The sequence below is a fragment of the Pseudomonas sp. P4_C8 genome (assembly GCF_056401975.1).
In genome coordinates this window covers 127,512-149,354 of sequence record NZ_JBFUIH010000009.1, presented here as the reverse complement: position 1 = coordinate 149,354, position 21,843 = coordinate 127,512, and the positions used below count along the sequence as shown (strand labels likewise).

18 protein-coding genes and 2 pseudogenes are annotated in these 21,843 nt (G+C 56.6%); 12 read left to right on the top strand and 8 right to left on the bottom strand.

Annotation, left to right across the window (positions count from 1 at the left end; all coding sequences use genetic code 11):
* The first annotated feature begins 30 nt into the window (after positions 1-30).
* Genes AC1DWM_RS08100 through AC1DWM_RS08090 form a run of 3 tightly spaced genes read left to right on the top strand, consistent with a single transcriptional unit; the run spans position 31 to position 4,277 of the window.
* A complete protein-coding gene (locus AC1DWM_RS08100) occupies positions 31-2,466 on the top strand; it encodes an efflux RND transporter permease subunit (protein ID WP_477794965.1) in 2,436 nt (811 codons plus the stop codon).
* A gap of 14 nt (positions 2,467-2,480) precedes the next feature.
* Complete coding sequence (locus AC1DWM_RS08095; RefSeq protein WP_223516796.1) at positions 2,481-2,627, top strand: hypothetical protein; 147 nt, start codon at positions 2,481-2,483, stop codon at positions 2,625-2,627.
* A gap of 15 nt (positions 2,628-2,642) precedes the next feature.
* Positions 2,643-4,277, top strand: a complete 1,635-nt coding sequence (locus tag AC1DWM_RS08090) for a 3-(methylthio)propionyl-CoA ligase (protein ID WP_223516792.1) — start codon at positions 2,643-2,645, stop codon at positions 4,275-4,277.
* Positions 4,278-4,281: 4 nt separating this feature from the next.
* On the opposite strand, the gene AC1DWM_RS08085 is transcribed toward AC1DWM_RS08090, so the two are convergent.
* The 4 genes and pseudogenes from AC1DWM_RS08085 to AC1DWM_RS08070 form a co-directional block, all read right to left on the bottom strand.
* On the bottom strand, positions 4,282-5,550 hold the full coding sequence (locus AC1DWM_RS08085) for an anaerobic sulfatase maturase (protein ID WP_477794964.1): 1,269 nt from the start codon (positions 5,548-5,550) through the stop codon (positions 4,282-4,284).
* 209 nt (positions 5,551-5,759) lie between these two features.
* On the bottom strand, positions 5,760-8,123 hold the full coding sequence (locus tag AC1DWM_RS08080; RefSeq protein WP_477794963.1) for an arylsulfatase: 2,364 nt from the start codon (positions 8,121-8,123) through the stop codon (positions 5,760-5,762).
* Between the two features lie 79 nt (positions 8,124-8,202).
* Positions 8,203-8,679: a 2,4'-dihydroxyacetophenone dioxygenase family protein gene (locus tag AC1DWM_RS08075; RefSeq protein ID WP_223516786.1), complete on the bottom strand. Its 477-nt coding sequence runs from the start codon at positions 8,677-8,679 to the stop codon at positions 8,203-8,205.
* A 104-nt stretch (positions 8,680-8,783) separates the two neighbouring features.
* Positions 8,784-9,004 (bottom strand): annotated as a pseudogene (locus tag AC1DWM_RS08070) (transposase); the annotation flags it as partial.
* Between the two features lie 165 nt (positions 9,005-9,169).
* On the opposite strand from AC1DWM_RS08070, the gene AC1DWM_RS08065 reads away from it, so the two are divergent.
* The 8 genes from AC1DWM_RS08065 to AC1DWM_RS08030 all read left to right on the top strand — a co-directional run bounded on the left by AC1DWM_RS08065 (position 9,170) and on the right by AC1DWM_RS08030 (position 13,452).
* A complete protein-coding gene (locus tag AC1DWM_RS08065) occupies positions 9,170-9,373 on the top strand; it encodes a hypothetical protein (protein ID WP_223516784.1) in 204 nt (67 codons plus the stop codon).
* Positions 9,374-9,520: 147 nt separating this feature from the next.
* Positions 9,521-10,813 (top strand): serine hydrolase domain-containing protein, encoded by a 1,293-nt coding sequence (locus AC1DWM_RS08060; protein ID WP_477794997.1) that lies wholly within the window; start codon positions 9,521-9,523, stop codon positions 10,811-10,813.
* A gap of 27 nt (positions 10,814-10,840) precedes the next feature.
* Positions 10,841-11,161 (top strand): YbjQ family protein, encoded by a 321-nt coding sequence (locus AC1DWM_RS08055; RefSeq protein ID WP_223516782.1) that lies wholly within the window; start codon positions 10,841-10,843, stop codon positions 11,159-11,161.
* Positions 11,162-11,337: 176 nt separating this feature from the next.
* Positions 11,338-11,526 (top strand): hypothetical protein, encoded by a 189-nt coding sequence (locus AC1DWM_RS08050; RefSeq protein ID WP_452627509.1) that lies wholly within the window; start codon positions 11,338-11,340, stop codon positions 11,524-11,526.
* Positions 11,527-11,854: 328 nt separating this feature from the next.
* The gene (locus AC1DWM_RS08045; RefSeq protein WP_223516780.1) at positions 11,855-12,226 is read left to right on the top strand and encodes a bacteriocin; all 372 of its coding nucleotides are present in this window, start codon (positions 11,855-11,857) and stop codon (positions 12,224-12,226) included.
* A gap of 113 nt (positions 12,227-12,339) precedes the next feature.
* Entirely contained in the window at positions 12,340-12,816 is a 477-nt protein-coding gene (locus tag AC1DWM_RS08040) for a glycine zipper domain-containing protein (protein ID WP_223516778.1), read from the top strand.
* Between the two features lie 126 nt (positions 12,817-12,942).
* Positions 12,943-13,170: a hypothetical protein gene (locus AC1DWM_RS08035; protein ID WP_477794962.1), complete on the top strand. Its 228-nt coding sequence runs from the start codon at positions 12,943-12,945 to the stop codon at positions 13,168-13,170.
* Between the two features lie 69 nt (positions 13,171-13,239).
* Positions 13,240-13,452 (top strand): hypothetical protein, encoded by a 213-nt coding sequence (locus tag AC1DWM_RS08030; RefSeq protein ID WP_477794961.1) that lies wholly within the window; start codon positions 13,240-13,242, stop codon positions 13,450-13,452.
* A 480-nt stretch (positions 13,453-13,932) separates the two neighbouring features.
* On the opposite strand, the gene AC1DWM_RS08025 is transcribed toward AC1DWM_RS08030, so the two are convergent.
* From AC1DWM_RS08025 to AC1DWM_RS08015, 3 genes are all read right to left on the bottom strand, one after another.
* A complete protein-coding gene (locus tag AC1DWM_RS08025; protein WP_477794960.1) occupies positions 13,933-14,367 on the bottom strand; it encodes a hypothetical protein in 435 nt (144 codons plus the stop codon).
* A gap of 456 nt (positions 14,368-14,823) precedes the next feature.
* Positions 14,824-15,234 carry a hypothetical protein gene (locus AC1DWM_RS08020; RefSeq protein WP_477794959.1) on the bottom strand — a complete coding sequence of 137 codons (411 nt, stop codon included), beginning with the start codon at positions 15,232-15,234 and terminating at the stop codon, positions 14,824-14,826.
* Between the two features lie 2 nt (positions 15,235-15,236).
* Positions 15,237-20,084, bottom strand: coding sequence for an RHS repeat-associated core domain-containing protein (locus AC1DWM_RS08015; protein ID WP_477794958.1), 4,848 nt, complete (start codon positions 20,082-20,084; stop codon positions 15,237-15,239).
* Positions 20,085-20,336: 252 nt separating this feature from the next.
* On the opposite strand from AC1DWM_RS08015, the pseudogene AC1DWM_RS08010 reads away from it, so the two are divergent.
* A pseudogene (locus AC1DWM_RS08010) lies at positions 20,337-20,932 on the top strand (HAD-IA family hydrolase).
* A gap of 126 nt (positions 20,933-21,058) precedes the next feature.
* On the opposite strand, the gene AC1DWM_RS08005 reads toward AC1DWM_RS08010, so the two are convergent.
* Complete coding sequence (locus AC1DWM_RS08005; RefSeq protein WP_223516766.1) at positions 21,059-21,805, bottom strand: 3-oxoacyl-ACP reductase family protein; 747 nt, start codon at positions 21,803-21,805, stop codon at positions 21,059-21,061.
* Positions 21,806-21,843: the final 38 nt, after the last annotated feature.

Genomic DNA, 21,843 nt, shown 5'->3' with positions numbered 1-21,843 from the left:
TCCACATAATAAAAAGAGACGAGCCACTTCATGGGTAACTACAACCTCGATACGATGCCGGTGATCCGAGAGCTGAAGGGCTTCGATGCACGCTCCGGCAATGTCCTTGAACGCCTGATTTTCAACAATCGCCTGCTGGTGGTGCTGACCTGCCTGATCGTGACGGTAGTGCTGAGCTATTTCGCGGCCACTGGGCTGACGCTCAATGCCAGCTTCGAAAAGATGATTCCGCAGAGTCAGCCGTACATCAAAAACTACCTTGAGAATCGCCAGTCGTTACGCGGGCTGGGCAATACGGTTCGGGTGGTGGTGGAAAACACCGACGGCGACATCTACGACCCGAAATACCTGGAGGTGCTCAAGCAGGTTAATGACACCTTGTTCCTGACCCCGGGCGTGGACCGGGCCTGGATAAAGTCATTGTGGACGCCTGCCGTGCGCTGGACCGAGGTCACGGAGGAGGGCTTCCGTGGTGGCCCGGTCATGCCGGACTCCTACGACGGCTCGGCCAGTGGGGTCGAGCAACTGCGCTTGAACATTGCCCGTTCCGGCATCATCGGCAGTCTCGTCGGCAATAATTTCAAATCGAGCATGATTGTGGTGCCGCTGCTGGAGAAGGATCCGGTCACGGGCGCCGCAATCGACTACCACCATTTTTCGCGGATGCTTGAAGAGCAGCTACGCAACAAGTTTGAGTTTGCCGGCAGCAGCGCGGTACGCGTTGCCGGTGAAGAGGGCAAAGGCCCGATCAAGATCCGCGTGATCGGTTTCGCCAAATTGGTGGGCGATCTGATCGATGGCTTGATGCTGATCATGATGTACTTCGGCGCCGCGGCGCTGATTGCCACTGTCATCATCTTTGGCTTTACCCGTTGCGTGCGCAGCACCGCGCTGGTGATTCTGTGCTCGTTGGTTGCGGTGGTCTGGCAACTGGGCCTGATCACCTTGTTCGGTTATGTACTCGACCCGTTTTCGATTCTGGTGCCGTTTCTGGTGTTCGCCATCGGCGTGTCCCACGGCGCGCAGAAAATGAACGGGATCATGCAGGACGTCGGACGCGGCACCCATCAGTTGATCGCCGCACGTTACACCTTCCGCCGTCTGTTCCTGGCCGGACTGACCGCATTGCTGGCCGATGCCGTGGGTTTTGCGGTACTGATGCTGATCGACATTCCGGTGATCCAGGACCTGGCCGTCACCGCGAGCATTGGTGTGGCGGTCTTGATCTTTACCAACCTGGTGTTGCTGCCAGTGCTGCTGTCTTATTGGGGTGTCAGTCCCAAGGCGGCGGCACGCAGCTTGCGTCAGGAAAGGCAGGAGGTGGAGGGGAAAGGGCTGGGCAATGTGTGGAGCCTGCTTGACCGCTTTACCGAGCGTCGCTGGGCGACGGTGGCGGTGGTGGTGGCCGGGTTGCTGGCGGTAGGTGGCTTCATGGTCAGCACGCATTTGAAGATTGGTGATCTCGATCCGGGTGCACCCGAACTGCGCGCCGACTCACGTTACAACCGCGACAACGCATACATCACTGCCAACTTTTCGCTGTCCAGCGACCAGTTTGCGGTCATGGTCAAAACCGCCAGCGAAGGTTGCCTGAAGTACGAAACCCTGGTGGAAGCCGATCGTCTCGGTTGGCTGCTGCAACAGCAACCGGGTGTGCAGACTACCGTGTCGCTGGTCAACGCTGTGCGCCAGATCACAGCGGGTTCCTATGAAGGCAACCCGAAAATGCTGACCGTCGCGCGCAACCAGAACGTGCTGAACTACGGCGCGCAACAGGCCTCGGTGAACAACCCGGAACTGTTCGACAGTGATTGTTCGATGATGCCGGTGATCGCTTATCTCTCCGACCACAAGGCCGAAACCCTCGATCACGTGGTGAAAGTGGCCGATCAGTTCGCCCGTGAACACAGCAACGACGATCGGCAGTTCATGCTCGCCGCCGGTAGCGCCGGGATCGAAGCGGCGACCAATATCGTCGTGCGCGACGCCAATCGCACCATGTTGTTCTACGTGTATGGCGCGGTGATCGTGCTGTGCTTCATCACCTTCCGCAGCTGGCGGGCGGTGGTGGTGGCGGTCGTGCCGTTGATGCTGACGTCGATTCTCTGCGAGGCGTTGATGGTCTGGTTGGGCATGGGCGTGAAGGTAGCGACCTTGCCGGTGATTGCCTTGGGTGTCGGCATCGGTGTCGATTACGCGCTGTACCTGCTCAGCGTTCAGTTGGCTCAGCAGCGTGCCGGTCTGTCGTTGACCGAAGCCTACAAAAACTCCGTGGCGTTCACCGGCAAAGTGGTGGCGCTGGTCGGCATCACCCTGGCGGCGGGCGTGATCACCTGGGCTTGGTCGCCGATCAAGTTCCAGGCCGATATGGGCATTCTGCTCACCTTCATGTTCATCTGGAACATGGTCGGCGCCTTGGTGCTGATCCCGGCACTGTCGCATTTCTTGCTCCGTCGTGCTCCTTGAAACTGGAAACCCTCATGGCCATCCCCGAGCTCAAAAACAAGAACGTGCTGATCACCGGTGCCGCCTCGGGCATCGGTCGCGCGGCCGCACTGGCATTTGCCGAAAATCGGCTACCTGTGAGTCTCTGCCGTTTCTCAAACATCGACATCAAACAAGAATAAAAGGAACACAAATCCATGCTGGGCTTGATGCAAGATCAACCGCTGTTGATTTCTTCCGTTCTGGAACATGCGCTGAAGGCGCATCCACACACCGAAATTGCCTCACGCACGGCAGATGGATCGGTGCATCACTGTACTTACGCCGACATTGGCGAACGCGCTAAACAAGTGGCCAATGCGCTGGTTGCGTTGGGCGTGCAACCTGGCGACCGAATCGGCACCCTGGCCTGGAACGGTTACCGGCACATGGAATTGTATTTCGGTGTCTCGGGCATGGGCGCGGTACTGCATACGATCAACCCACGGCTGTTCGCCGAGCAGATCGAATTCATCGCCAACCACGCCGAGGATCAGTACCTGCTTTTCGACCTGTCGTTCGCTGAGTTGGTCGAGCAGATCGCGCCGCGCCTGAAGACAGTCAAAGCTTTCATCGCTCTGTGTGACCGGGAGCAAATGCCGGCAATCAATGTGCCTGGTTTGATGTGCTACGAAGACCTGATCGCCGAGCACAGCAACGACTTCACCTGGCCTGAGTTCGATGAGCGCACGGCGTCGTCAATGTGCTACACCTCGGGCACCACTGGCAATCCAAAGGGTGTGCTGTATTCGCACCGTTCATCGATCCTGCATTCGCTGGCGCTGTGTACCTCGGATGGCTTCGGTCTATCGGCGGCGGATTCAGCGTTGTTGGTCGTGCCGATGTTCCACGTCAATGCCTGGGGTATGCCGTATGCCGCCGCAATGTGTGGCGCCAAATTGGTGTTGCCGGGCGCCGCACTTGACGGCGAGAGTCTCTACACGCTGATGCGTGATGAACAGGTGACCCTGGCGCTGGGTGTGCCGACGGTGTGGATGATGCTGCAACAGCATGTTGAGGCGCAGGCTTTGCAACCGGCGACAGAGCTATGTCTGAACCGGGTGGTGATCGGCGGAGCCGCCGCGCCGCGCAGCCAGGTCGATACGTTTGAAACCCGTTTCAATGCGCGTGTTTTGCATGCCTGGGGGATGACCGAGATGTCCCCGCTGGGCACCATTTGCAATCCGTTGCCCAAACACCGTGATGCTCCGCTGGAAGAAGTGCTCGACTTGCAGGCCAAACAAGGGCGGGCGTTGTTTGGGGTGTCGATGAAGATTGTCGATGAGCAAGGCGCTGAACTACCGCGAGATGGCAAGGCTTGCGGTCTTCTACTGGTCAAGGGACCGTGGATCGCCAGCCAGTATTACGGCGGCGAGGGAGGGCAGATTCTTGATAGCGAGGGCTGGCTCGATACCGGTGACATCGCAACGATCGACGCTGACGGCTACATGCAGATCACCGACCGCGCCAAGGACGTTATCAAGTCAGGTGGCGAGTGGATTTCCTCGATTGATCTGGAAAACGCTGCCGTCAGTCATCCGGCCGTCGCCGAAGCGGCGGTGATTGGCATCCCTCATCCCAAATGGCAGGAACGGCCATTGTTGGTGGTGGTGCTCAAACCTGGTAAAACCGCGAGCAAAGACGATCTGCTGAAGGTACTGCAAAGCCGCGTGGCGAAGTGGTGGCTGCCGGACGATGTGGCCTTCGTCGAAGCGCTGCCGCATACCGCCACCGGCAAATTGCAAAAGATGAAGCTTCGCGAACAGTTTCGCGACTTCAGCTTTCAGAGCTAAAAGGTTATTTATCCAGTGGCACGATCAGCGGGCCGGCGAAGGCCTGCATGATCAACGCCACGGGTTGCTTGTGGCTGACCAGTTGCGCCATGGCGTTCATGTAGGGCGTCAGGTGACGAAAGTATTTCTTGTAGCTCGGGCACAGGTAGTTTAGGCCCGGCTCGCCGTTGGGCGCATTCATGAAGCGGTTTTTCGGGCATTCGCCATGGCAGGCGAAGCGGTAATCGCACTGCTGGCAATACGTCGGCAATGTCTCTTCTTTGGCGGCGCCAAAGGCTTGTTGTGCAGGAGAGGCGAGTAGCACGGCAGGATCATCGGTCTTCAGGTTGCCCAGTAGATACTCGGGATACATGTAGTGATCGCAGGAGTAGACATTACCGTCGTGTTCCACGATCGCCGCTTTGCCGCAGCGGGGGCTGAACAGGCACACCGAGGCCGGCAGCTGACACCATGAGGCCAGTGCCCATTCGAAGTTCATGACATGAACCTCCCCGACATCCTGACGCACCCACTCGTCAAAAATCGTGATGAGAAAATCGCCATAGGCCTCGGGGGCAACCGTTTGCTCCGTCACCATCGCGGGCTCCGGCACCACGTGCAAGCGCAACTCCGGCGGGATAGCGAAATGCAGACCCAGACTGACCTGTGAGGCGCTGGGCTCGCGCTCCACCACGGGATTGAACTGAATATGACGAACACCCTCAGACTTGAGGAATCGATAGATTTCCAAGGGGAATCTGGCGACATCGCGCGCCACGGTAACCAACACATTGAAGTCGACGCCATGCTGCTTGAGCAGTTCGAGACCGTGCATCACGTCATCGAAACTGGAGTGTCCGCGCTTGTCGGGGCGATAGAGGTCGTGGACGAATCGCGGGCCATCGAGGCTGATCCCCACCATGAAGCGTTCACGGGCGAGGAATGCGCACCAGTCGTCATTGAGTAACGTGCCATTGGTCTGCAACGTGTTACGAATGACTTTGTTCCCCGCGAACTGGTGTTGATACAGGACCGCGCGTTGGAAAAAATCCAACCCCAGCAACGTCGGTTCGCCGCCTTGCCAGGTAAATTCGACTTCAGGCGTGGGCTGGGCCTCGATGTAGCGCTGCACATACAGACGCAGCACCTCGTCAGTCATGCTGAAGCGTTCCCGAGGCGGGTAAAGCTGTTCTTTTTCGAGGTAGAAACAGTAACTGCAATCGAGGTTGCAGATCGGCCCGACGGGTTTGGCCATGAGATGCAAGCCCTGGGGCGGGGTTTCGTGGGTAGGCATGGGGGCAGGCTGCGTTCGGACCGCTCGGCGGATCGCTGCGGTTTCAACACCAGAGGCTAGGGGGTGAACCAGCGTTGGCCGCCCCCCATGATTGGGGGGAAGCGATGGTCCGAGTTAATTTGACCTCATCGACCTCATCGACCTCATAGTTCACGTAGCCAAACTCGCTGCTGCAAGTTGCCGCCCGGTTATCCGGGCGGCATTGAGTGTCAAGGCAAATACGTCACGTGTACATCCTTGACCTTGCCATTGAATGCGAAGGGCGCACGCTCGAAATAGTCCAGGGTGACGGGGGAACCTAGGTCTTCAGCCACGTCGAAGGTTTCGCTGGCGGTGAACGTCAGTGCCGGAGTAAACGGCGTCACCCCTTTAGCGGCTTCCTGCCCGTCAAGTCGCAAGCTCAGACTGGCCGGCGCTCCGGGCTTGGCTGACGACATGGTCGTCAGCACTTCGATACTGACTTTGCCTGCGGGTACTCGTTCGGCCGAACGCAATTTGACTCGAGAGATAGCCAGCGCGTTGTACTCGTAGATCAGGAAACCGTCATCCATGTACAGGCTGACCCCACCACCGATACCGCCCAAGGCATACAACACACCGGTGGCGTTAGCTGGAACGTCGGCGTCGACGACAACTTTGCTGTTCTGATTGCGCAGGTTGGGGGCAGCGAATTCCGGAAAGCGATGGACGCGATCACTGAAATGCCATTCGCGTTGGCTGCTAGAGATTCGTGCAGTCGGATCGAGGAAGGGGTAGAGACCGGCACCAATCGGAAAGACATGATTCGCCTTGGCCTGCACGTCAAACTCCGCCTTCAGCTCCGCAAGTTTCTCCGGATGACTCGCGGCTACATCGTTGGCCTGGGAGTAGTCGTTTTGCAGGTTGTAGAGCGACCATTGATCATTCGCCGGATTCCAGCCCATGAACTGCGCAAAGCCTTGCACCCAGGGTTTGCGCGGGCCAAAAACCGAGGCCATCCAGCCATCCTTGTAGATGCCGCGACTGCCTAAGACTTCGAAGTATTGCGCCGGTTTTTTCGACTTCACCTGAGCGTCGTTGAAGGTGTAGCGCAGGCTGACTCCATCCATTGGGTCCTGAGCGATACCGTTAACCTCTTTGGGTGGCGTGATCGACAGCACGTCGTAGACAGTAGGGGCAATGTCGTTGACATGGTGGAATTGTGCGCGAACTCTGGCGTCGGCCTTGATCTGTTTCGGCCAGGAAACGGCCAGCGGCGTGCGTGTACCGCCGAAGTAGCCGGCGACTAGTTTAGTGCCTACGAATGGCCCTGAACCTGCCCAGGCCCACGCGGCGTTGTACATGCTTTCAAGTTTAGGACCGCCGAGTGCGGACAAGCCGCCATACATCTCGTTGAGGACTTTCAACTGCTGCTCTTTGGGGACTGGAATCCCATTTTGGGCCAGCAACTCATTTATCGTGCCCTCCATCCCCTCGGAGGAAGCGCCGTTGTCGCTGAACACATAAAAGATCAGCGTGTTGTCGAGCTTACCTTCACGCTCCAGTTCGTCGAGGATCTTGCCGGCCTGCGTGTCGGCATGTTCCAGGAAGCCGGCATACACCTCCATCAACCGTGCCTGATACTGTTTCTGTTCGGAAGACAAGCTGTCCCAGGCTGGGAGTTCCGCCGGGCGCGGCGTAAGGACGGCGTCCTGCGGGATAAAGCCCAGAGCTTTCTGGCGAGCAAACGTCTGCTCACGATAGGCGTCCCAACCACCGTCGAACTTGCCTTTGTATTTATCGGCCCATTGCGCATTCACTTGGTGCGGGCCATGTACGGCACCCGGTGTCCAATACATGAAAAACGGTTTTGCTGGCGCGTAGGTCTGATGGTCTTGCAGCCAGTTTACGGCCTGATTGGCGAGATCTTCGCTGAGGTGATATTTCGGATCTCGCACCGGTTCGATTGGCGTTGTGTCGCGGTACAGACGCGGTTCGTACTGAGAGGTTTCGCCGGCCATGAAACCGTAGAAGTGTTCAAAACCGTAGGCCGTCGGCCAAGTATCGAAAGGACCGGCCGCCGTGGTGTCCATGGGTGGTGTGTTATGCCATTTGCCGAATGCGGCGGTGCTATAGCCATATTGCTTGAGCACCTCGGCCATGGTCGCCGAGCTTTTGGGTATCTTGCCGGTGTAGCCTTCCCAGTCGGTGGCCAGCTCTGCGATGACGCCGTTGCCAACTCGGTGATGGTTGCGTCCGGTAAGCAATGCGGCGCGAGTAGCGGAGCTGATGGCAGCGGTATGAAAAGCGTTGTAGCGCACACCGCTGTCGGCGACTCGGCTCAGAGTCGGCGTATGGACTGCGCCGCCGACGGTGTCGGACTGCGCGAAGCCGGCGTCATCAAGCATGATCACCAGAATATTGGGGGCCTCGGCAGGAAGGTGAGATTGATGCTGACGTTTCTGGTGCTTTGATTCTTGCAGCGTCGGTTTGGCGTCACTGGCCGAGGGCGTCGGCGGGAAGGGCAGTGAGTCTTGTGCGGATGCGACCGAGCTGGCCAACAGTGCGCAGAGTTTCAGGGTGAAACGTCCGGCGGGTTGCAGCTTCTGGGACATGGGTGTCTCCGTTTTTTATTCATTACAACGGCGCAGCCGCCCGGTCGAACACCGGACGGCTGAGAGATTCGAGGGCTGGTCAGACCGCAAAGCTGGTGATGTCTTTGGGCTCGATATCATTGGCTTTGCAGAACGCCAGGTAACGATCCACGCTGGATTTCCAGTTCTCGACGGCAACGACGTTGTTGTTATCGTCGTAATACAGCAGGTCGCCCTGGGTGATGTTCAAGGTGATCAGTTCATCGCCATATTCAGTCAGCGCGATAGGCGTATGGCTGGAACCTGCGGTTTCGAACACCACGCCGCCCTGTGTCGAAATCCAGTCGTGCTCCAGGTATTTCCAGCCACCCTTGACGGTGTAAACGATGACCGTGCCGGAGTGATAGTGCTTGGGCAGAGCAGACCCGGCCGGGGCCTTGAGCAGGGTGATGGTTTCCCCGCGAACCGGGTCGCATTTGATGTATTTGATGAAGACTTCATCGCTGTAAGGTGCGAACGGAACCCACGGTAGGTCCTCGTCGTTGATGGAGGAGGTATCGATGTTTTCATAAAACATGCTTGTTGTTCTCTGTTGGGCGGTGGAAGGACTTACACGGTGCATTAAGAGCATCGTGAACAGGCTGTGCTCACACCGCCCCCCTCTTAAGGAGGGGTATCCACCCAATTGCGTTGAATCGCGGCATACGGAGTGCCGTGCAAATAACGCCAAAACAACAACGTATACGGTTTGCGGCCACCGCCGGCCTTTGGGTAATACGGCTCGATCAACGCCAGCAAGTCGCTCCAAGGCACGAACTGATCCATCTCGGCCAGGAACCGTTCACGGCGGTCTGCTTGCGCTTACCGGTGTATTCGAAGTTGGAAAAACTCATTCGGCTCATTGATGGCTCAGGTATCGCAATATACGGGCATCTTTTTTATGCGATTTATCCAAGGTGAAAACCGCTCCCAGAGCGCACTGTTTCCAGTGTCGTTGGACGAACTCATTCCCGATGACCATCTGGTTCGCGTCATCGACGCCTACGCGAGTTATGCAGGAAATGACTATGAAACAGGCCGAACTCGAAAAGGTCCACGTAGAGATCATCAAATTGCTCGCTGAGCAGCGCAAGCTGAATGCTGAAGCGGGCAAGCTGAGTGCCGAGGCGGGCAAGATGACCCGTGAAACCTTTTGGTATCCGGTGGCGATAGCCATTGGGATGATTGGTACGGTAGCAACCGTCACTGCGGTGTTGATTAAACTTCTTTAGCGCCTGATTTTTTCCCATCCGGTACGACCTCTTCAGTTCCTTGAAAAGCCCGATCTTCAGCCTCGCCACCCACCTGTTAGACTGCCGGACCCCTCGAACGGAATCGACACCATGTCCCCCCCTCGCGCTGCTTACCGTCGCAATGTCATGTCCATCGCTGCCGTATTGGCGTGCAGCCTGTCATCACTCGTCACCGCAACACCATTCCCCGACGCCGAAGCCAGCGATCCCGCAAAACTCGGCTGGATGGTCGGCTCGCCTCCTCCTGCCGATCGCACCGTGCGCTTCGAAGATGGCAGCTATTTCCAATTTCCGGCGATGCGCTGGAGTGTCTCGAACTTCCGGCAGCTCATGCCGACGATCAACGTTTCACGAGGCCTGGGCGACCCGGTGCCGCTGGTTTCCGCGCCTCTCAACGATATCGGCGCCCTCAGCTTCACACCGCTCGGCGCAACGCAGTCGATGACTTGGGATCAATCCCTTGCGGCGACTTACACGGATGGGATTGTGGTGATGCACAGGGGCAAGGTTGTTTATGAGCGCTACTTCGGCGTACTGAAACCCGAAGGTCAGCACGCGGCGATGTCGGTGACCAAATCTGTGGTCGGCACGCTCGGCGCGATGTTGGTGGCTGAAGGGCGGATCGATGCGAACAAGCCTGTCGTCGATTACGTTCCAGAGCTGGCGGCTTCTGCGTTCGGCAGCGCTACGGTGCGTCAGGTCCTCGATATGACAACCGCGCTCAAATACAGCGAAGACTATGCCGACCCGAATGCCGAAGTCTGGGCACACGCAAAGGCTGGTAGCCCATTGCCCAAGCCAAAGGACTACACCGGGCCGCGAAGTTACTACGAGTTTTTGCAGACCGTTCAACTGCAAGGTGAACACGGCAGCGCGTTTGGCTACAAGACCGTCAACACTGACGTCTTGGGCTGGATCATCGCTCGAACGACCGGCCGTAATGTTGCGCAGTTATTGTCGGAGCGCATCTGGAGTCGCTTGGGCGTCGAGCAGGATGCCTATTTCACGGTGGACTCCATCGGGACGCCGTTTGCTGGCGGTGGCTTGAACACTGGCTTGCGTGACCTCGCCCGGTTTGGCGAGATGCTGCGCAATGATGGTCGGTTCAACGGCCAGCAGATCGTGCCCAAAGCCGTCGTGGATGACATCCGCCGTGGCGGCGACAAACAGGTTTTTGCCAAGGCCGGTTATGACTTGTTGAAGGGCTGGAGTTACCGCTCGATGTGGTGGGTGACGGACAAGGAGGGTGGGGCATTCATGGCGCGTGGCGTTCATGGTCAGCGCATCTATGTCGATCCGAAAGCCGAGATGGTGATTGTTCGCTACGCCTCGCACCCGATTGCGAGTAATTCGGCGAATGATCCGGTGACGTTGCCGGCGTTTGATGCGTTGGCTGCTTATTTGTCCAAGTTGCCTTGATCCACTGTTTATGAAGAAGGAATCCCCATGATCACCACCACAACCCACGCCATCGAAGGCCGCCAAATTACCGCTTATCTGGACATTGTCAGTGCAGAGTCAGTGCAGGGCATTAACGTTATCCGTGACGTGTTCGCCGGAATGCGGGATATTTTTGGGGGGCGTTCTCAGACATTGGAGCGTGCATTGAAGGAGGCGCGGATTCAAGCGACTGACGAGATCAAGGAACGGGCGCGGGCGCTTCAGGCAGACGCGGTGGTGGGGCTCGATTTTGAGATCAGCATGCCGGCCGGCAAGGGTGGGATGGTGGTGGTTTTTGTGACAGGGACAGCGGTCAAACTGAGGTGATTCATTCGGTTTAATCACGCGTCGAGTTGTAGGGTGCAACGCGGGCCACTCGTCGGGCGTGCGAAAATCTGAATTACAAGTCCGGTAGTGACCGGCTAGTCTCAAAAACCTTGGCGGTCGATATTTTTCAGGCAAAGGGCTTTGCCGGTGTCGACCCTTTTGAGAGGGGAAGAGGTATGGCTGATCCGTATATCGAAGACGACGGGGCTGAATTTCCGATCAACAATTGCGTTAATTGTGGCCAGACAGAGTATGTGGCGGGCTTTGGGGAAGACCCGGTCCAGATCAGCAAAGTGAAATCGACGACGCCCAGAGGCCCAAAGGCGAAATTTCTGCCAAAAGTGGCGGCGCCTTCCAGGAAATAACTGTTAACCGGACAGACCCCGCCTTCGAGCGGGGTTTTCATTTTCGCAGTATCGATTCAAAACCGGACCTCAGTCGCTCGGTCATGACGTTCCCTTTATTTTTCACAGACTTTTCACAAGCTCGTCCGTAGGCTCAAACCATCCGTTAGAAAGCTGTACCCTGGCCCGTTCCCCAGCGGGCTTTTTTTCGCCTGTCATAAAACCTTTTCCATAAAAGCTGTCCAACCGTCGCTAATTGCGAAGTGCGGATGATTTTTTGTGGACGTTTACTGCGTTACAGCATTCAATCCCCGGCTTTCTTTTTTCCCCTATTTTTGAGGTTTTCGTCATGCGTTTAACACTGCCTGCTCTGGTTCTTGGGCTTCTGGTTGCTCAAGGTGCGATGGCTGCCAGTGATGGCACCGCCGCGATCGGCGGCGGTCTTGGTGGCGCGCTGGGTAATGTGGTCGGCCAGAGCATGGGCGGCAGCACCGGCGCAGCGATTGGTGCTGGCGTAGCGGGCGCAGCCGGCAGCGCTGTTGCGGCGCCTAAAGGCCGCCGTACTGAAGCCGCCATTGGTGGCGGTGTTGGTGCAGCCGGTGGTTCGATGATCGGCCACAGCCTGGGCGGCAAGAGCGGCTCCACCATCGGTGCAGGTTTGGGTGGTGCGTTGGGCGGCGGCGTAGGCAGCAACCTGGGCAAAGGTCACAAGCGTCACTGATCCTGATCGATCAGCATTGAAGAGCCCGGCTAAATGCCGGGTTTTTCTTTTATGAACGATTCTTTAAACATAGTCTCAAAGCCCATATACCCCAGAAGAATACGAGGCGTCCTATGACACCGGTTAACAACGGCAAAAAGACTAGAAGCGTAAGTGCTCGACGTTTGGCGCTTTCCGCGTTTGTGGTTGGACTGTTGATGGCTCAAGGAGCAATGGCAGCCAACGACGGCACCGCAGCAGTAGGCGGCGGTCTGGGTGGTGCGCTGGGTAATGTCGTCGGCGGACAATTGGGCGGCAGCACGGGCGCAGCCATTGGCGCCGGTGTCGGCGGTGCGGCAGGGAGCGCAGTCGGGGCAAATAAGGGCAGTCGCAATGAAGCGGCAATTGGCGGTGGCTTAGGGGCGGCAGGCGGCTCGGTGATTGGCAACAGTCTCGGCGGCTCAACGGGTGCGACCATTGGTGCTGGTCTTGGTGGTGCAGCGGGTGGTGGCGTCGGCAACAACCTGGGCAACGACGACAATGATCATGGCAGCTCCCATTCCGGTGGTGGTCACAAGCACAATCACAAACATAAAAACAAACATCACTAACTTGCTCTCGAGTAGAAAAAAACCCGGCCCCGCGCCGGGTTTTTCGTATCTGGGCTTCGCAAGCCGGAACGTTCGGCCAAAGGCAGTCTCGAACTTAATACACAACCAAAAATTACGAGGCATGCCATGACGCCTGAAACCGACGGCAACGAACAAAAAGGTCCGAGCGGGCTTCCGTTCATCAACGACCCTGGCAACGAAGATCCAGGTTCACTGATGGACGACACCACGGTGCCGCTCAACGATTCTGATGACGCGGGCGATGTGGGGAACCTCGAGTACGACGAAGAGGACGAAGAGGACGAAGACGAAGATTTATCTTTGGCGCCGCGCTTCGACCGATCGTCTCTCTGATCGAACACTCCCCTGCATCATCCCCTCGAAGTATTAGGACCTGATTTTCAGGCCCTTCGAGAGGTGCTTATGAACACAGATCCGAAAGACACAGATATCGACGACACCCCTGAATATCCGCTGCCTTCACCGACCAACTCATTGAGTCGTGATCAACGTCCGCCGGATGACGATACGGCGGTGGGGCAACTGCCAGTTGATGATGTGAAGCGCGGAGATGTCGAGGCGGAACCTGAGGATCCGGACATTGCCAGTGATGATTACTCGGGTGAACCCGGCTGAAAAGCCGCTGGTCGATTGTGCGGCAACTTTAAAAAGTGAGCGCTGCCAGATCTGGTATGCACCTTTTAAAGGAGATGCACCATGATCAGTTCAAAACTAACAGCCCTGATCATTGCAGGGCTGTTGTCTGTCGGTTCATTGAACGCCGTTGCTCAATCCAACGGGAATGATGCGCCTGTGGATAAAGGGGGAATGCCTCCGTATACCGAAATGAATGCGAACTCTTCGGATGGTAAGGCGCTGCCACCTGGTTCTATCCAAAGCGGGAATGGTGGTGATGCGGATGGGAGCAGCACGAGGTCGGAGGCGGGAAGTGGGGTGGTGAGTGGTGGGAGTTCGATGGGGAGTGTTGGTGGGAGTGGGGCTGGACGATCAGATAGTTCTGGAAGCGCTGGAAGTACCAGTGGTTCTGGTGGCTGAGACTGAACGCTTATGAGAGGAAGAGCCCAGAATTCGAGCTGGGCTTTTTACTGTAAGGGTCTATTCGTCGGCGATTTCAGACCAAAACCAACGCAAGAAAAACTCTTCTTGAACATCAGGATTATTGGTTAGATTGTTTTCCTCGTAATCAAAAATATTCACAATGTCATCTAGTGATGCTCGTTTTCCTAACGTGAGTTCGTATGCTTTTACTCCAAGTGACATCTGTGAGGACATGGAAGAAGGGTGTACGTTAATTTTTGCACCTTTACACATAAAAATCATGTCGCGATGATCTCTTCGTACATGGGCTAGGCATTTGTAGAAATCGTCGCCGGTGTATGATTTTCGATATCCATCATTCATTGCTATGGTAATGGTCAGATTTTTCGAATTACATAGTAGTTCGGCAGTTTGGCGATTGCCATTTTTTATTACAACAATACTTACGCTATTCACAGGGTTGTCGGCTTGAAGCCAAAAGAACTTATCCATTGTTGATAAAAATCTATTTGATCAGAAATGTCGTTGGAAATGTTTTGGTCGTCGAAGTCAAAAATTTGGACAATCTGCTCACGCCCCGCCTTTTCTCCCAATGTCATTTCGTACGCTACAGCGCCATTGCTCATTTGCGAGCACATTCTCGAAGGGTAGACGTTTAGCTTTGCTCCTTTGCAAAGAAATTTTATTTCAGGAAAATCTCGACGTATTTTTGCTAGGCACAAGTATAAATCGTCGCCGCTATAGGTTTTTTTGAAACCATTGTCCCTTATGAGGGTTAGTGAGCTAAAGCTCTCTATGAGTAATGCAGTTTCAAGAGTTTCCCCGATTTGTAGGGTTATTCGATGTTTCATTTGTATCCGCTCTTATGTAATGGATTTATAAAAGCATCTGGGCGCTGAAATATTAGATGCTGTTTTTTTTGGATTTTAATAGTCATTTATGTTGCTTTCAGGATTTTTCTGGGGCGGACTGCGCCAGTGAGGCGATCCAGTTTTTATAGAACGCTTGCTGCTCATTAATGTCGTTGGTAATGTCTTTGTCCTCGTAGTCAAAAATCCGCACTACGCTTTTTTCTTCGCTAGGCATTCCAAGTTCAAGCTCATATGCTACTAATCCGTTGGACATTTGCGACGACATCCTTGAAGGATGAACATTTAGTTTTGCACCTTTGCACAAAAATTTTGTTTCAGGGAAGTCGGCTCGTAGCATGCCAAGGCAAACATACAGGTCATAGGCGGTGTAGGTTTTTTTAAAGCCGTTTTGCATTATGAATGTGAGCGTCGATTTTTTTCTGTCACATTCGATCGTAGCTGTCTCTACTTTATCGTGGGTACTTATAAGTATCTCAACGGATTTCATGTTTATTTCCTGAAAGGATTAGGTATCGAATAGCCCTTATAGCTGCCATCTTCATATACCGGTGTGGCTCCGACGATGTCTTGGTTTTTTATTCCTCCTGGAAACGCGATTTCTGTCTCGCGCGAATGTGGTGACATCCAGCCCAGCTCTTTATTTACATCAATTCCGCGAATATTTTTTAGTACATATACATATCCGTCATCAAAGCCGAAACCGGTGGCAAATTTTTTAGCCTCACTTTCCACGGTCGAAGTACTGACAAAGTGACTTGGTGGGCTGCGATTATCCAAAGCATGTAGGTATAGGTCTCTACTTTCGCCCAATGGCTCAAAGCCGGCCTCAAAAATTTCCCATGGCTCTCGGCTATCTCCTCGGTACAAATAATAGTTCTCTTGTTTAGGTCTTGGAGTCTCGGGCTCGGCTTTGTTATTGCCTATCTTCCCCGCCGGATCCTCCTCCCCAAACGCCGGCCTCTTACACCCATCCCCTCCAGGACACTCACTCAACCCCAACGGATCAACCCACCCCGTCGGATTCCGCGTGTACTGATACCCGTTTATCCCACCCGCCAACCCACTCGGATCCGGTGTCAGATACCGTCCAAGATCCGGGTTGTAGTAACGATGCCGGTTGTAATGCAGCCCCGTCTCCGCGTCGAAATACTGCCCTTGAAACCTCAGCGGTTGATCCAGCACTTGATGCGTATCGCGGTTCAGTCGAGTCAGGCGGCCGTAGGCTGTGTATTGCGCGGCCCAGATGATGTCGCCGCTGTAATCGGTGAGTTCTTGCGGGGTGCCGAGGTGGTCGAGTTGGTAGTAGAACGGGCAGGCCTGGCGTGGGCCTTTGCCGTCGAGCATGGCGAGTGGGCGGAAGGTGCCGGGTTCGTAGAGGTAGCTACGATGGTGGTCCTGGCTGTGTTCGGCGATGAGGTGGTCGCCTTGCCAGAAAAACTCGGTGGTTTTGCCGTCGACGGTTTTGCTGATACGGCGGCCGAAGGCGTCGTAGCGGTAGGTCGCGCAGGTGCCGTTGGGCAGGGTGGCGCCGATGAGTCGGTGCTGGCAGTCGTAGCGGTATTCGGTGACGAGTTTTTGCGCAGTGCCTCGGCGTTCGCGGATCAGGTTGCCGAAGGCGTCGTAGTCGAAGTGGCGGTCGCCTTGCATCAACAGGCGATTGCCTTTGACGGTGGACGGGCCGGGGCGATCCTGCATCAGCAGATTGCCGGCCGGATCATGGGCGAAGCTTTCGGGTTGTTGATCGCGGGAATGGCGGACGCGGATCAGGCGGTTGAGGGGATCGTATTGGTAGTTGCGTTGGCCATGGCGGGTGTCAGCGATGGCGTCGAGATTGCCGTTGGCGCTGTAGGTAAAGTCACGTCGGTATAGCGATTGCTGGTGTTGGCTGACCGCGTGGGCCTTCAGGCGACCTTGTTCGTCGTGCTCGTACTGGCTGTGTAACAAGCCTTGTTGGCGCTGTAATTCACGGCCGAATTGATAGGTGTGGCTGGTAAGACGTGTGCCGTTAAGGTCGATGGCTGTCAGTGCGCCACCCTTGGCGCGGTGGTAGGCGAGTTTGCTGTTGTCTGGCAGGCGCAGGTGGCTGAGTCGGCCGCAAGCGTCGTAGCCATAACGCAACGTGGCCCAACTCTGGTGTTCAGTGATCAGCCGGTTTTGAGTGTCGTATTCGAATTCCAGTGGGTGATCATGGTTGTCATTAACGCTGACCAAGCGGCCCAGGCTGTCGTAGTGGTATTCGACCTTGATGCCGTCGGGCAGGGTTTTGATCAGCAGGCGACCGGCCGAGTCCCGTTGATAACGGGTTGTCAGCTGCGAGCCGTCATCGCCGAACTCGGTTTTCTCCAGCAGATGGCCATTGAGGTCGTAGACGTACGCGGTGCGTCGACCATCAAATCCGCTTTCCTGTCGGATCAATCCACTGGGCGTGTAGTCCAGCTGATAGCGTTCGCCGGATTCATTCTCGATTTCGGTCAGCAGCAGCCGTGCGTTGTCATAGCGATAACGCAGTTGCGTGCCGTCGGGGTTGGTCCGGCGACTGACCAGGTGCAGGTCATCGTCGTACTCAAAACGCGTGATGCGGCCCAGCTCATCGCGTTCGGCGGTGATCTTGCCGTAGGCGTTGTAGCTGAAGGCACGGCTGGCGCCAGTAGGAAGAATGGTCTGAATCAGTCGGCCAACGGCATCCCACTGGTATTGAGTGACAGTACCGTGTTCGTCCTGACGGGTAATTTGCCGTCCCAACGCGTCGTAGGAAAACCGTCGCTGTCCGCCGTTCGGCAGCGTTTCCTCAATCAGTTGCCCGATAGCATCCCGAACGAAAACATGACGACTGTTGTCCGGATAACGGATCGACAGCAGGCGACCTTGAGCGTCGTAGTGGTAGTGGGTGATCTCGCCGTCGGGATCGATGGCCTCGGTAACATCGCCTTGAGCATTGCGTTGATATTTCCATACCGCTTTGCCGCGATAGCACGCATGCAGGAAACCGTTGCGGTACTCGTAGGACGTTGGCTCATCTTCAGGTGGAATCAGCGCAATCAGCCGCCCGATTTCGTCGTAGCGGTATTGAGTAATTGCTCCCAGCGGCCCCTGTTCGGCAATCAGCTGACCCTTGTGGTCATACGTCTTTAGGTGCTCGGCACCATTCGGTTCAACCCGGCGCACCAGTCGCGCGGTGTCGTCATGGACATACACTTCCTCGCTGCCATCGACGTTTTTAACCAGTACTGCGCCGTTGTCGTCCCAGGCATAACGCGTATCCATTTGCGCGAACGTCGCCCAGTGCCGAATACATCGCGCGGCTTTGCCGGACCGCTCCCACTCCCAAAAGAAACTTGCCCCCCCGGCCAGTTGCCGCTGGAGAATCACGTGTTGGTCGTCGTAGTCGTACCGTTCGCTTTCCCCGGCGGCATTGGTCGCTTCAATCAGTCGCTGTCGGGCGTCGTAGCGGTAGGCGATCAGCGTTTGCTCTGTGCGCCAGGTGTCATCCGCATTGTCGGCAGGGTGAAACGACTGATACTCGACAGCGATGATGTGCCGGCGCTCGTAGCGCAACAGCAGCGAACGACCTGCACCGTTGTCGAGGCGCTGAATGCGATCCTGTCGGTCACGGGTGACGTGCAATCGGTTGTTGTAGGCGTCGCTGATTTCGGTCAGCCGCCCATTGCGAAAGTGATAAAAGCGCACCGTCTCGCCAGCCAGGGCGAGGACTAATTCTTCAGGCTGATCCCCGAGATAAATCGCCGCCCGCGACAGGCTGTTGTGAATGGCCGGGCGTTCCTGGCTGGGCAGCGGAAACGTTGTGCGGCGGTTTTCATGGTCGATCCAGACGACGTGTTCTGCGTCCAGCTCCAACCGGTGCGCCAGCGAATGACTCCAACCCCAGCCCAGCCCGCAATCGATTTCCCCGGCGCTGGTTCGGTACAACCGGGTGAACGCAAACGGCAGTAAACCGTTGAGCGTTCCATCTTCCAGGGTCAGCAGCTCTTCGCCGGTGACCATCGACACCGGGCAACCGTTGGTGCAGGTCAGTGGTGCGCAATCGGCGCTGTCACCGTTGGGGTTTTTCGCCTGCTCGGGGGCGTCGTCACGGTTTTCCTTGCGGCTCAGGCGAGTTTTTGCTGTGGATTTGTTGCGCGCGATGGCAACCGGGTTGTTCACCAGTACAGCCGGCGTAGAGCCCGCGCTGATCTGCAACGGCACCGCAGGCGCAGGGTTCAGCGGAGCAGTCCGGACGTTGAGCGCGAGGGGTTTGAGTACACCCGCATGGGGCGTCAGGTCGGATTGGGCGGCCAGGCGAAAACTCGCGGCAGCCAGCCATTTGCGCGCTCGCACCGATTTGATTTTGCTCAGCACTCTGGCGCTGATGCCGGACGTCAGTCCCATAGGACCTGTAGCGCATGCCAACAGGAATCCGATCAATATCCCTGTACAAATTTCCGCCACGACCTCGGCGATGTGCTGCGGTGGCATCATCCGCAGCCAACTGGTGAACGCCGCCAGATGGATGAACATCAACGGCTCGTCACTCAACACCAACAACAGATTGGCAATCGATTCAGCCGAGGCCTTCAACAGCGTTTCAAGTTCGGCCTCGGTCAGGTATTCAAGGAGTTTTTCGCTGTTGGCTTGCAGGTCCGTGATCAGCTCGTAAATCTGCTTCACGTCATCCCACAAACCATTCAGCGAGTTCTCGAAACCGAGCCAGTCAGCCTGTTGCAACAGGCCGTAGCGCTGGATGAATCCGGCCTCGGAATACGCGGCCCATGATGATTCGAATTCGCTCGACCACTCGTTGCGCAGCCAGTTTTCCAGGTCGTCGATGACACCTTGATACGAGGCGTACAACGCTTTGACATGGTCAGTGGAAACATTCGGAAAGAAGGTGATGCGGTAACGCTGGCCGCGCTCGCACTCGGGGATTTCGAGGATGCCGCTGGGGCCGATCTCGTGGTTGACCGGCTCGCCATAGGTGCCATTAGCGTTCAACGGCTCCAGCATCACCGGCGTATTGCCAATCGGCACGAATCGCGCAGCATCGAACATGTGCACCAGCGTCAACGGGCCGCTGGCCGGACACGCGGCGACGGTTGCGCTGACAGGTGTCGTGGAATGCTTCGGTGCGACCAGCCGGACTTCGTTGCCGACCTTGAATACCTGCTCGATATCCAGCGCCTTGCCGGTCCAGAAACTCTCCGCCCAGGCGTCGTAGTCGTTGAGGCACAGCCGAAAGTCTGCGAGCAGCGCTTTGACGTCCGGCTGCTCAGGGTCCATGGCAGCGACCACCAGCAGCCCGATGGCGTTATTCAAGGCCAGTACCTTGTCAGGTACGAACATTCGCAGTCCCTCGCGCAGATCAAATGTGAGCGCGAGACTTTGCTTGGGATCAGCGGGTAAAGAAGTCGGGAAAGGAGGCGTTTTATGTAGGGAAAATCGCTAAATGACGACTAGCACTTTTTGTAACGGTCAGGCATTGCCCGTTGCCCAATGTCAGTCGTGCTCGCTATGCTGCTGAATCCTTTAATCGATCACGGACCCGGCCGTATTTGAGCCGCCTCTGGGATGTCATTAGAAAACGGATCCGATGCGATGAATGCACCGCTCAATCAGTTCGGCCCGATCAAGGCTGTGATTTTCGACATGGACGGCTTGTTGCTGGACACCGAGGGCATTTATACCGAGGTCACGTCCCTGATCGCCGCGCGTTACGGTCGGGTTTTTGACTGGAGCATCAAGCAAAATATTATCGGTCGCGGTGCCGGTGATCTGGCGCGTTACGTGGTCGAGGCGCTCGATCTGCCGATCACCGCCGAAGAGTTCCTGGTGATCCGTGAGCCGCTGATACGCGAGCGTTTTCCTACAGCTCTGGCGATGCCGGGTGCAGAGGAACTGGTGCGGCACTTGAAGACCAACCATATTCCGATAGCAGTGGGCACCAGTTCTTCGCGTCAGTCGTTCGGTCAGAAAACCACGTTGCACCGCTTGGCGTCGCGCCGGAGGATTGCCTGGTGTTTGAAGATTCACCGTTTGGTGTCACCGCGGCGAAAGCGGCGGGGATGACTGCGATAGCGATCCCGGACGCAGCCATGGCGGACGAAAAATACGCACATGCCGATGGGATTCTTCGTACGTTGAAGGCGTTCACGCCGAGCGTATGCGGCTTACCTGCCCTGGAATGGGCTTAACGCAACAGCTGACAAATGTGGGAGCGAGCCTGCTCGCGAATGCGATAGGTCAGACAACAACAATGTTGCCTGACGCACCGTCTTCGCGAGCAGGCTCGCTCCCACCTTTTGATTGCGTCTAGCGCATCAGGCGCCGAAACCACCGTCGATGGTCAAACTGGCACCCGTGATGTAACCGGCTTCCGGGCCGACGAGATAGGCAACGAAGCTGGCGATTTCTTCGGCTTTGCCGTAACGACCCACTGCCATTAACGGGATCAGGCTTTCAGCGAAGTCACCGTCGGCCGGGTTCATGTCGGTGTCGACCGGGCCGGGCTGCACGTTGTTGATGGTGATGCCGCGTGGGCCGAGGTCGCGGGCCAGGCCTTTGGTCAGGCCAACCAGCGCCGCTTTGCTCATGGCGTACGGGCCACCGCCGGCGAAGGGCATGCGATCGGCGTTGGTGCTGCCGATGTTGATGATGCGACCGCCCTCGGTCATGTGTGTGGCAGCGGCCTGGGTGGCGATGAACACGCTGCGCACGTTGATGGCGAGGGTCTGGTCGAAGTCTTCGAGTTTGAAATCTTCCAGGGGGGCAACGGCCAGCACGCCGGCGTTGTTGACCAGGATGTCCAGGCGACCAAAGGCTTTGACGGTAGCGCTCACGGCGCTGCGAATGGCCTCGGCGTCGGCGCTGTCCGCCTTGATGGCCAGGGCTTTGCCGCCGCTGACGGTGATGCTGTTTTGCAATTCTTCGGCTTTGGTTGTGGAACTGACGTAGGTGAAGGCAACGGTCGCGCCTTCAGCGGCCAGGCGTTTGACGATGGCTGCGCCGATACCGCGAGATCCACCTTGGATCAACGCCACTTTGCCGCTGAGGTTCTGAGTAGTCATATCGATCTCCAAAGTCCCGAGGCGGATGCCTCGGTTGA